This window comes from Pseudomonas sp. 18.1.10 (genome assembly GCF_024655625.1).
Classification (GTDB): Bacteria; Pseudomonadota; Gammaproteobacteria; order Pseudomonadales; family Pseudomonadaceae; genus Aquipseudomonas.
The window spans coordinates 1-11,847 of record NZ_JANLGL010000065.1; the positions used below are offsets into that span (position 1 = coordinate 1).

General features: G+C 62.3%; 10 protein-coding genes. 9 read left to right on the plus strand and 1 reads right to left on the minus strand.

All coding sequences use genetic code 11. The features are described 5' to 3' along the window. Positions 1-330 precede the first annotated feature (330 nt). The 9 genes from NUV89_RS13520 to NUV89_RS13560 all read left to right on the plus strand — a co-directional run bounded on the left by NUV89_RS13520 (position 331) and on the right by NUV89_RS13560 (position 10,434). Entirely contained in the window at positions 331-1,638 is a 1,308-nt protein-coding gene (locus tag NUV89_RS13520; protein ID WP_207045688.1) for a CitMHS family transporter, read from the plus strand. Positions 1,639-1,703: 65 nt separating this feature from the next. Next, a complete protein-coding gene (locus NUV89_RS13525) occupies positions 1,704-2,471 on the plus strand; it encodes a TerC family protein (RefSeq protein ID WP_017734669.1) in 768 nt (255 codons plus the stop codon). A 210-nt stretch (positions 2,472-2,681) separates the two neighbouring features. Next, positions 2,682-4,340 carry a Na/Pi cotransporter family protein gene (locus NUV89_RS13530; RefSeq protein ID WP_257781709.1) on the plus strand — a complete coding sequence of 553 codons (1,659 nt, stop codon included), beginning with the start codon at positions 2,682-2,684 and terminating at the stop codon, positions 4,338-4,340. Positions 4,341-4,397: 57 nt separating this feature from the next. After that, on the plus strand, positions 4,398-5,780 hold the full coding sequence (locus tag NUV89_RS13535; protein WP_257781710.1) for a pitrilysin family protein: 1,383 nt from the start codon (positions 4,398-4,400) through the stop codon (positions 5,778-5,780). Positions 5,781-5,851: 71 nt separating this feature from the next. Beyond that, positions 5,852-6,883 carry a DUF2914 domain-containing protein gene (locus NUV89_RS13540; protein ID WP_257781711.1) on the plus strand — a complete coding sequence of 344 codons (1,032 nt, stop codon included), beginning with the start codon at positions 5,852-5,854 and terminating at the stop codon, positions 6,881-6,883. Between the two features lie 54 nt (positions 6,884-6,937). Next, positions 6,938-8,086 carry an ABC transporter permease gene (locus NUV89_RS13545; protein ID WP_124527099.1) on the plus strand — a complete coding sequence of 383 codons (1,149 nt, stop codon included), beginning with the start codon at positions 6,938-6,940 and terminating at the stop codon, positions 8,084-8,086. Continuing rightward, positions 8,083-8,886, plus strand: coding sequence for an ABC transporter ATP-binding protein (locus tag NUV89_RS13550; protein WP_124527098.1), 804 nt, complete (start codon positions 8,083-8,085; stop codon positions 8,884-8,886). The genes NUV89_RS13545 and NUV89_RS13550 overlap by 4 nt, the downstream gene beginning before the upstream one ends. A 1-nt stretch (position 8,887) precedes the next feature. Then, positions 8,888-9,826 (plus strand): MlaD family protein, encoded by a 939-nt coding sequence (locus NUV89_RS13555; protein WP_207045680.1) that lies wholly within the window; start codon positions 8,888-8,890, stop codon positions 9,824-9,826. Then, complete coding sequence (locus NUV89_RS13560) at positions 9,823-10,434, plus strand: ABC-type transport auxiliary lipoprotein family protein (protein WP_257781712.1); 612 nt, start codon at positions 9,823-9,825, stop codon at positions 10,432-10,434. Before NUV89_RS13555 ends, NUV89_RS13560 begins: the two co-directional genes overlap by 4 nt. 103 nt (positions 10,435-10,537) lie before the next feature. On the opposite strand, the gene NUV89_RS13565 is transcribed toward NUV89_RS13560, so the two are convergent. After that, entirely contained in the window at positions 10,538-11,767 is a 1,230-nt protein-coding gene (locus tag NUV89_RS13565; protein ID WP_124527095.1) for a nucleoside recognition domain-containing protein, read from the minus strand. Positions 11,768-11,847: the final 80 nt, after the last annotated feature.

Genomic DNA, 11,847 nt, shown 5'->3' on the forward strand with positions numbered 1-11,847 from the left:
AGCGCAATGTCAGTCGATACATCATCAACTGACAGACTGCATTCGCGAGCAAGCCCGCTCCCACATTTGGACCTGCATAAATCCTAAGATTGTGCCTCTTCCCTTCATCACCTGTTTTCCCAGCGAAAGCTGGCTGAAAGCTTTCCCGTCTAGGATCGCCTCCAACTGCCGGCACCAGACCGGCTGTACACAACAACAATGGTGATTCCCGATGTCCGTCCGTACCCGCCTGTTCGCTCCAACTCCCCCCGTACGCCTCGTGCCTTTCGTTCTGCGCTGAGCCCCACCCGGTTCGCCATTCCCTAGCCGCGCTACGCCTGGAGTATTCCTATGCTGACTTTCCTTGGCTTTGCCATGGTCATCACGTTCATGTTCCTGATCATGACCAAGCGCCTGTCCGCGCTGATCGCCTTGATTATCGTGCCGATCCTGTTCGCGCTGTTCGGCGGTTTTGCGCCGGATATCGGCCCGATGATGCTTGCCGGCATCACCAAGCTTGCGCCCACCGGCGTGATGCTGATGTTCGCCATTCTCTACTTTGCCCTGATGATCGACTCCGGCCTGTTCGACCCGGCCGTGCGCAAGATCCTCAAGATGGTCAAGGGCGACCCGCTCAAGGTTTCGGTCGGCACCGCCGTGCTGGCCCTGGTCGTGTCCCTCGACGGTGACGGCGCCACCACCTACATGATCTGCGTGGCCGCCATGCTGCCGCTGTACCAGCGCATCGGCATGAGCCCGCGGATCATGGCCGGCCTGATTATCCTCGCCGGTGGCGTGATGAACATGACGCCCTGGGGCGGCCCAACCGCCCGCGCCGCCAGTGCGCTGCACGTAGACCCGTCGGACATTTTCGTACCGATGATCCCGGCGATGGCCGCCGGCGTCGTCGCGATCCTGGTGATTGCCTACATGTACGGCCTGCGCGAACGTGCACGCCTGGGTGAATTGCACCTGCAAGGCGACGAGATCGACCACAGCGAAATCAGCGTGTCGCAATTCCCCGACGCCCGTCGTCCGAAGCTGATCTGGTTCAACGGCGCCCTGACCCTTGCCCTGATGTGCACACTGATCGCCGGCCTGCTGCCGCTGCCGGTGCTGTTCATGGTGGCGTTCAGTATCGCGATGATCGTCAACTACCCGTGCCTGCAAATGCAGAAAGACCGCGTCGCCGCCCACTCCGGTAGCGTATTGGCGGTGGTCGGGCTGATCTTTGCCGCCGGTATCTTCACCGGCATCCTGTCGGGCACCGGTATGGTCGATGCCATGTCCAAGAGCCTGCTGGCCGTCATCCCTGACGCGCTTGGCCCGTACCTGGCCGTGATTACCGCACTGGTGAGCATGCCGTTCACCTTCTTCATGTCCAACGATGCGTTCTACTACGGCGTACTGCCCGTCCTCGCCGAAGCCGCCAGCCACTACGGCATCACTGCCGCAGAAATGGGCCGTGCGTCGATCGTCGGGCAACCTGTGCACCTGTTGAGCCCGCTGGTCCCTTCGACCTACCTGCTGGTCGCATTGGCGGGTATCGAATTTGGCGATCACCAGCGCTTCACCCTCAAGTGGGCAGTGCTGGTATGCCTGTGCATAATGGTCGCCGCTTTGCTGATGGGGATTATTCCGCTGTTCAGCACTCTATAATCGTACCCACTCAACCGCGCGGCGCTGCAGCTTGCGCGGTTTAACACTTGCTCAAAGGAATACACATGGAATGGCTGACCAATCCAGAGATCTGGATTGCCTTCTTCACCCTGACGGCCCTCGAGATCGTCCTGGGCATCGATAACATCATCATGATTTCGATCCTGGTCAGCCGCATGCCCAAGCATATGCAGGCCCGCACCCGGATCTTCGGCCTGGCCCTGGCCATGGTCACGCGAATCCTGTTGCTGCTGTCGATCACCTGGGTCATGCAACTGACCGCTGACCTGTTCGTGGTCTTCGGCCAGGGTATTTCCGGGCGCGACCTGATCCTGTTCTTCGGTGGCCTGTTCCTGCTGTGGAAAAGCTCCCAGGAGATGTACCACGCGCTGGAAGGCGAAGACGAAACCCACGAAGAGCCGGGCGGCAAGGGTGGCAAGTTCATCTACACCATCATCCAGATCGCGATCATCGACATCGTGTTCTCCCTGGACTCCGTTATCACCGCCGTCGGCATGGTTTCCCATGTACCGGTCATGGTCGCTGCGATTGTCGTGGCGGTACTGGTGATGATGCTGGCTGCCGGCACCATCAGCGAATTCATCGACAAGCACCCGTCGCTGAAAATGCTCGCGCTGTCGTTCCTGCTGGTGGTGGGTACCGTGCTGATCGCCGAGTCGTTCGACGTGCACGTACCAAAAGGCTACGTCTACTTCGCCATGGCGTTCTCGCTGGCGGTAGAAGCGGTGAACATCAAGATGCGCACCGCCATCGCGAAAAAGAAGAAACAGCAGGACCCAGTGAAACTGCGCAAAGATATTCCGGGTCAATAAACCCGAGCCAGTCAAAAAGGGGCTTTTCAAGCCCCTTTTTCACGTCTGCAGAAAGCTGATTTCATGACAGTTTTGTTTCAATCACCCTTTCAGCTATGCAATGCTGGCGCGCACGCCATTCGCCAACTACAGCTTAAGTACAAGACGTAGAGCGGCACGCGGCAACTTTCCTACGCTTCTCTTGAAGCGCACCCACACGGGGGGCCGAGCATGCTGACCTTGCTCAATCTGCTTTCCGCGGTGACCCTGCTGATCTGGGGCACGCATATCGTCCGTACCGGCATCTTGCGGGTCTACGGCTCCAACTTGCGCCACGTCATCGGGCAGAACATGTCCAAGCGCTGGCTGGCCTTTGTCGCCGGTATCCTGGTGACCGCCATGGTGCAGAGCAGCAACGCCACGGCCATGCTGGTGACGTCGTTTGTCGGCCAAGGCCTGATGGGGCTGATGCCCGCCCTGGCGACCATGCTCGGCGCCGACGTCGGTACCGCGCTGATGGCGCGGGTGCTGACCTTTGACTTGTCCTGGCTGTCGCCGTTGCTGATCTTCCTCGGGGTGATTTTCTTCCTGTCGCGCAAACAGACGCGCGCCGGGCAGATGGGCCGCGTCGGCATTGGCCTGGGCCTGATCGTGCTGGCCCTGCAATTGATCGTCGAAGCCGCCGGGCCCATTACCCACGCCCAGGGCGTCAAAGTCATCTTTGCCTCGCTGACCGGCGACATCCTGCTGGACGCCTTGGTCGGCGCCTTGTTCGCGATGATTTCCTACTCCAGCCTGGCCGCCGTCCTACTCACCGCCACCCTGGCCGGCGCCGGTGTGATTGGCTTGCACGTGGCCATCGGCCTGGTGATCGGCGCCAACATCGGCAGCGGCGTGCTGGCCTTCCTCAGCACCAGCATGCAAAACGCCGCCGGCCGCCAGGTGGCGCTGGGCAGCCTGCTGTACAAATTGATCGGCCTGCTGCTTATCATTCCGGTGCTCGACCCGCTCGTACGCTGGATGGACGGTCTGGACTACGGCGTGCAGGGCATGGTCATCACCTTCCACCTGCTCTACAACGTCAGCCGTTGCCTGATCCTGTTGCCGACCATCGGCCCGATGGCGCGCCTGTGTGCCTGGTTGCTGCCCGAGCGCGAAGAACTCAACGGCAAGGCCAAACCCCGCCACCTCGACCTGACCGCGCTGACCACACCCAGCCTGGCGCTGGCCAACGCCGCCCGCGAGACCCTGCGCCTGGGCGATTTGATCGACAACATGCTGACCTCGATGCAGGAAGTGCTGCGCGGCAAGCAAACCGCCATCACCCAGGCCATGCGCAGCCTCAGCGATGACGTCGAAGCGCTGTACAGCGCGATCAAACTCTACCTGGCGCAAATGCCCCGCGAAGACCTCAGCGAGCAAGACAGCCGACGCTGGGCCGAGATCATCGAGTTGTCGATCAACCTCAAGCTGGCCGGCGACCTGATCGAACGCATGCTGCGCAAAGTCCAGCAGCAAAAAACCTCCCAGCGCCGCCAGTTCTCCGAGGTCGGCCTGGAAGAACTGTCCGACCTGCACAGCCAGCTGATTGCCAACCTGCGCCTGGGCCTGTCGGTGTTCCTCAGCGCCGACCCGGAAAGCGCCCGCCAATTGCTGCGGGAGAAGCGCCGCTTTCGCGCCCAGGAACGGCGCCTGGCCCACGCCCACGTCAGCCGCTTGCAGCGCAAGATCGTACAGAGCCTGGAGACCAGTTCCCTGCACCTGGAGCTGATTGCCGACATGAAACGTCTCAACTCGTTGTTTTGCAGCAGTGCTTATGTAGTGTTGGAAACGTCCGACACCGGCGCACTCTCTACCGAAGATATTGCCGACATCACACATTCGCCCTGAACGTACGATGGCCCGTGAAGTCAGTTAACACTGACCTCACTCGCCAGGAAGCCAGTTATGCGTCGCCTGTTATTCATCTGCCTGCTCATGGGTTCTGCCCACGCCTTTGCCTTTGACCGCCTGCAAGTCGAGGGCTACACCTTGCCCAACGGCCTGCAATTGCTGCTCAAACCGGGCACCGAGCGCGGGCATGTGGCGATTCGCCTGGTGGTCGGCGTCGGCCTGGATGACTTCGCCTGCGAGGACAAGGAACTGCCGCACCTGCTCGAACACCTGCTGTTCAGCGGCATCGACGGCGGCGGCGAAGGCGACCTGGAGGACCGCATGCAAGCCCTGGGCGGCGAATGGAACGCCTACACCAGCAACGCCGACACCACCTTCGTGATCGAGGCGCCGACGCAAAACCAGCGCAAGGTGCTCGACCTGCTGCTGGCGATCATCACCCGCACCGAACTGACCGACGCCAATATCAACGCGGCCAAGCAAGTGGTGGAGCGTGAGGACGGCGGCCATTACTCCCACCTGCAACGCCTGCTCGACCGCCAGGACCTCGGCCACACCGCCAGCAACCAACTCGCCGTCGAACTGGGGCTCAAATGCGCCGAGCGTGCCGAAGTCGGCCAGTTGACCCGCGACCAGTTGGCGGACCTGCGCAAACACTGGTACGCCCCCAACAACATGACCCTGATTATCGTCGGCGACCTCGACAAACTGCTGCCGGCCTATCTGGAACGCACCTATGGGCAACTCGACCCGGTCGATCCCACCGAACACCCTGAACTGCCGCAAATCCAGCACGCCGCCGCCAGCCAGCGCGAGCTGATCCACGGCTGGGTCGGTGACAGCGCCAAGCTGCACTGGCTGTTCCCCGAACCGCTGCTGGACGACCAGCACGATGAAACCTACGACCTGCTCAAGGACTACCTCGACTGGGCGCTGTACCGCCAGCTACGCCTCAAGCACACCTTGTCCTACGGCCCGTGGAGCGAGCGTGAAGTGCTGGGCGGTGTCGGCTTCCTCAGCCTGAATGCCGACCTGGAGCGGGAAAACCTCCCAAAAGCCGAGCAAGTGCTGAAAAACCTACAGGCGCAGCTGCTCAAGGACGGCCTCGACCCGGCCGTGTTCGCACGCCTGCAACAGGCCGCCATCGCCCGCCAGGCTTGGGCCGTGCAGGGCAACAGCGCCCTGGCCGATTACTACTGGGCCGCCTCGGGCGACTACAACAACGGCCACTTCAGCGACCCGGTCAAACGCATCAAGGCGGTAAGCCTGGACCAGACCAACCAGGCCATGCGCCAGGTGTTCAAGCAACCGGGCTACTGGCGCATCGAGAAACCGTTGCTGAGCTACGACACCCTGAGCTGGATCGGCGCCGGTGTACTCGGGCTGATTGCCATTGTGTTGATCGGCATGCGGCTTTATCGCAAACGGATCGCGTAATCAGCCACCGAGCACAGGGCTAAGACGTTATTCTGTCTGGGATTTTTCCTACAAAGACTGCGAACCGCCGAATGCTAAACCTGACCCGCATAATCACCCGCGTCCTCGAACTGATGAAGCGTTACCCAGGGGTGATTGCACTCGGCGGCTTTATCTCGGGGGTGTGCAGCTTCATCCTGGTGGACCGCCAACAGGGCATGGCCAGTTGGATCGCGGTCATCATGCTGGTGAGCTGGCTGTGGTTGATGCTGGAAAACAGCTTTACCCAGCTGTTTACCAAAGTCTTCAAGCGCGAAATTCCCGAGCCGCTGCTGCGCTACGCCACCCAGATGATCCACCAGGAAAGTCTGTTTTTTGTGTTGCCCTTCTTTTTCGTCACCACCGCCTGGAACAGCGGCCAGTCGCTGTTCACCGGCCTGCTCGGCGCGGCGGCGTTGGTGTCGATCGTCGATCCGCTGTACTACAAGTGGCTGGCGCCCAAGCGCTCGCTGTTCCTTGCGCTGCACACCCTGACCCTGTTCGCCGCGCTGCTCACCGCACTGCCGATCATCCTGCACCTGACCACCGCCGAGAGCTACAAGCTGGCCCTGGGCGTGGCCATGGCGCTGTCGATCCCCAGCCTGGCGGTCAGCCTGCCGCTACGCAGCCTCAAGGGCTGGGCGATGCTGCTGGGGGTCACGGCCGCGATTGGCTGCGCGGGTTGGTTCCTACGCAGTTGGGTACCACCAGCCACTCTGTGGATGACAGAAGTGGCCATCAGCACCCAGTTGCAAGACCGCACGCCGGGGGATGACCTCAAGGAAGTCACCGTCGCCCAGCTGCGCGGCGACGGGCTGTACGCCTACACCGCGATCAATGCGCCGCGTGGCCTGGATGAGCGGATCTATCACGTGTGGAAATTCAACGGCAAAGAGGTCGACCGCATCGCCCTGGACATCCATGGCGGGCGCAAGGAAGGCTATCGCGCCTGGACCCACAAACAGAATTTCCCCGGTGATGCCGTGGGCCGCTGGCAAGTGCAGGTGCTCACCGAAGACGGCCAGGTGATCGGCGTGCTGCGCTTCAAAGTCATCGACGCAGCACAAACGGACAACCCAAAGTAGGCAGGTTCGTGCTATTACGTAGGAATTGTGGATAGCCAAACAAGCTCGGAGCTTATGACCAGTAGTACCTCGGCCGGCGCAGCCCATCTCGATACGTCCTCCACGCCTCCGTTACTGCGGATTACAGGGGACTGGACGCTCGCCCACTACGCAGACCTGAAAAAGCTGTCGGACACGCTCGACGGCCAATACGACGCCGGCGCCCGCATCGACCTCAACGGCCTCGGCGCCCTGGATACCGCCGGCGCGTCACTGCTGGTGGAATTGCTCGGCCCCACGCGCATTGAGCAATCCGCCGAGCAGAGCGATTGCAGCCTGTCGGCCGCCGACCGCGCGCTGCTCAAGACCGTCTACCGCTCCCTCAACGATTTTTGTGTGCCCGACAAAGCCCCGGAAGAAGCCACCGGCATCCAGGTGCTGGCGCGCATCGGCCGGGCGGTGGATAAAGTCTGGCAAGACAGCAAGCAACTGCTGGGCTTTATCGGCCTGATCCTCGAGACCTTCGCCCGGGGCATTTTCCGCCCCAAGCGCTGGCGCATCACGCCAATGGTCGCGCACATCGAACAGACCGGCCTCGACGCCGCGCCCATCGTCGCCTTGCTCACCTTTCTGGTAGGCGCCGTGGTGGCATTCCTGGGCGCCACGGTGCTCAAGAGCTTTGGCGCGACGATTTTCACCGTGGACCTGGTGGCGTTCTCTTTCCTACGGGAATTCGGCGTATTGCTCACCGCGATCCTGATCGCCGGCCGCACCGCCAGTGCCTTTACCGCACAAATCGGCTCGATGAAGGCCAACGAAGAAATCGACGCGATCCGCACCCTCGGCCTCGACCCGATGGAGCTGCTGGTATTGCCGCGGGTGCTGGCCTTGCTGGTGTCGCTGCCGATGCTGACGTTTTTGGCGATGCTCTCGGGCATTGTCGGCGGCGGCGTGGTGTGCGCCGTGGCGCTGGATATTTCGCCGGCGATGTTTCTCTCTCTGCTGAAATCCGACATCGGCGTGCAGCATTTCCTCGTGGGGATGGTGAAAGCGCCGATCTTCGCCTTCCTGATTGCCGCCATCGGCTGCCTGGAAGGCTTCAAGGTCAGCGGCAGTGCCGAGTCGGTCGGCGCCCACACCACCTCCAGCGTGGTGCAATCGATCTTTGTGGTGATCGTGCTGGATGCGGTCGCCGCGCTGTTCTTCATGGAGATGGGCTGGTGAGTCGCTTACACCGTGCGCCCACTGAGGCGGTGATTGAAGTGCGCGGGCTGTGCAACCGCTTTGGCAGCCAGAGCGTGCACGAGAACCTCGACCTGGATTTGTACAAGGGCGAGATTCTCGCCGTGGTCGGCGGTTCCGGCAGCGGCAAGTCCGTGCTGCTGCGCAGCATCGTCGGTTTGCGCCGGCCCAGCGAAGGCGAGGTGCGGGTATTCGGCAAGAACCTGCCGAGCCTGTCGGAGCATGAGCGCTCCCTGGTGGAACGGCGCTTCGGCGTGCTGTTCCAGAAGGGCGCGCTGTTTTCCTCGCTGACAGTGACCGAGAACGTCGCACTGCCATTGATCGAACACGCCGGCCTCAGCCGCCGCGACGCCGAGCACTTGGCGGCGGTCAAGCTGGCCCTGGCCGGGTTGCCATTGTCGGCGGCGGACAAATACCCGGCGTCACTGTCCGGCGGCATGATAAAGCGCGCCGCCCTGGCCCGCGCCTTGGCCCTGGACCCGGACATCCTGTTCCTCGACGAACCCACCGCCGGCCTCGACCCGATTGGCGCGGCGCAATTCGACCAACTGATCCTGACCCTGCGCGACGCGCTGGGCCTGAGCGTGTTTCTGGTCACCCATGACCTGGACACGCTATACACCATCACCGACCGCGTGGCGGTGCTGGCGCAGAAAAAAGTACTGGTGGCGGACGCCATCGATGTCGTCTCGGAAACCGACGACGCCTGGATTCACGAATATTTCCACGGCCCCCGGGGCCGTGCGGCATTGGATGCCGCTCAACCGCTCAACGAGGTATGACATGGAAACCCGCGCCCATCATGTGATGATTGGTTTGTTCAGCGTGATCGTCGTGGTCGGCGCGATGCTGTTTGGCCTGTGGCTGGCCAAATCCAGTATCGACAGTGCCTTCCAGGATTACGAAGTGGTGTTCAACGAGGCGGTCAGCGGCCTGTCCCAAGGCAGCTCGGTGCAGTACAGCGGGATCAAGGTGGGCGACGTCATCAGCCTGCGCCTGGACCCCAAAGACCCGCGCCGCGTACTGGCACGCATCCGCCTGGCCGGGCAGACGCCGATCAAGGAAGACACCCAGGCCAAGCTGGCGCTGACCGGCATCACCGGCACCTCGATCATCCAACTCAGCGGCGGCACGCCACAAAGCCCGGTGCTCAAGGGCAAGGACGGCAACCTGCCGGAAATCATCGCCTCGCCATCGCCCATCGCGCGCCTGCTGAACAACAGCAACGACCTGATGAGCAGCATCAACCTGTTGCTGCACAACGCCAACGCGCTGTTCTCCCGGGAGAACGTCGAGCGCCTGACCAACACCCTGGACAACTTGCAGCAAACCACCGGCGCCATCGCCGACCAGCGCGGCGATATCAAAGTGGTGATGCAGCAACTGATGCAGGTGAGCAAACAGGCCAGCGGCGCCCTGGAGCAAACCACCGTGCTGATGCGCAACGCCAACGGCCTGCTGAACGACCAAGGCAAGCAGGCGTTCAGCAGTGCCGAGCAGGCGATGAAATCCCTGGAAAAAAGCACCGCCACCATCAACACCTTGCTGACCGACAACAAGGACTCGGTGAACAGCGGCATGCAGGGCCTCAACGAACTGGCGCCGGCCGTGCGCGAACTGCGCGAAACCCTCGGCTCGCTGCGCGCCATCTCCCGCCGCCTGGAAGCCAACCCCAGCGGTTACCTGCTGGGCAGTGACAAGAACAAGGAGTTCACGCCATGAAGCGTGCTTATCAACTGATCGTCCCTGTAGCCCTGGCCCTGGTGAGCGCGTGCTCGATCCTGCCCAAGCCTGACCCTTCGGACGTGTACCGCCTGGCGGCAGCACCGGCGACCCTACAAGGCACACCGGTCGCCTGGTCGCTACGGGTGACCAAGCCCCAGACCAGCGAATTTCTCGACAGCCCGCGGATTGCCGTGGTGCCCAACGGCGACCTCATCAGCAGCTATGCCAATTCGCGCTGGAGCGATCCGTCGCCGGTGCTGTTGCGCAACCGCCTGCTGGATGGCTTCCAGCGCGATGGGCGGGTGACGTTGTTGAGTACCGACGACACCAACCTGCAAGCCGACTATGAGCTGGGTGGGCAGTTGCAGGCGTTCCAGAGTGAGTACCGTGGCTCTGCGGTGGAGGTGGTGATCCGCCTCGATGCACGCTTGGTGCGCGGCAGCGATCAGCGGATTATCGCCAGCCGGCGGTTTGAAGTGCGGCAGCCGGTGAGTGATACCAAGGTGCCGGCGGTGGTGGCCGGGTTTGGCTTGGCCGGGGATCAGTTGAACAGGCAGGTGGTGGAGTGGGTGGTGCAGCAGGGCAATGTTTCTGTGAAACGCTGAGGGCCTCTTCGCGAGCAAGCCCGCTCCCACATTTGATCGCATTTCGTCAGGATAAACGCGGTCAAGTGTGGGAGCGGGCTTGCTCGCGAAGGCGGTTTTAGCCTCAGCCAAAGAACCAGTAGCACACCGCGATAGCCGCAACGACACCCGCCAACTCCGCCAGCAACGCACAGCCCACGGCATGCCGTGCCCGCTGAATCCCCACCGAACCAAAGTACACCGCCAACACATAGAAGGTGGTCTCGGTACTGCCCTGGATCGTCGCCGCCACCAGCGCCGGGAAGCTGTCCACGCCCTGGGTCTGCATGGTTTCGATCAGCATCGCGCGCGCGGCGCTGCCGGAGAACGGCTTGACCATCGCCGTCGGCAAGGCATCGACAAAACGTGTATCCATGCCCGTCCAGGCCACCAGATGGCGTATGCCTTCCAGGCCGAATTCCAGCGCCCCCGAGGCACGCAACACGCCGACCGCACACAGCATCGCCACCAGATACGGCAGCAGATTCTTGGCCACGTCGAAGCCTTCTTTGGCGCCTTCGACAAACGCCTCGTAGACCTTCACCTTGCGCAACGCGCCGATAATCAGGAACAGCATAATCAGGCCAAACAGGGTGAGGTTGCCGAGGATCGACGAGAGGCTGGCCAGCGCGGTGGCGGACAGGGTCGCCAGCAGCGCCATGAAGCCACCCAGCACCAGCGCTCCGGGGACCAGGTACGCGAGCACCACCGGGTCCCACAGGCGCAGGCGCTGCATGATCGCCACCGACAGCAGGCCCACCAGGGTCGAGGCGCTGGTGGCCAGCAGGATCGGCAGGAACACCAGCGTCGGGTCGGCGGCGCCTTGTTGGGCGCGGTACATGAAGATGGTCACCGGCAACAGCGTCAGCGAGGACGCGTTGAGCACCAGGAACAGGATCTGCGCGTTACTGGCGGTGTTGGGGATCGGGTTGAGTTCCTGCAAGGCCTTCATCGCCTTCAAGCCGATAGGCGTGGCGGCGTTGTCCAGGCCCAGGCCGTTGGCGGCGAAGTTGAGGGTAATCAAACCGATGGCAGGGTGGCCGGCCGGCACTTCCGGCATCAGGCGGCGGAACAGCGGGCCGAGGGCCTTGGCCAGCCAATCGACGATCCCGGCTTTTTCGGCGATGCGCAGAAAACCCAGCCACAAGGTCAGGGTGCCGAACAGCAGCACCATGACTTCCACCGACAGTTTGGCCATGGCGAAAATGCTTTCGACCATGGCCGAAAATATCCCGGCGTTACCGCCCACCAGCCACTGCACCAGCGCTGACACCATTGCCACGACAAAGAAGCCAAGCCACAGGCCATTGAGCATCAGTTAAATCCCCCGAATGATGGGGCGAATGATAGCGGGGCTGGCAGAAACGACAAACCCCGGATTTCCCGGGGTTTGTC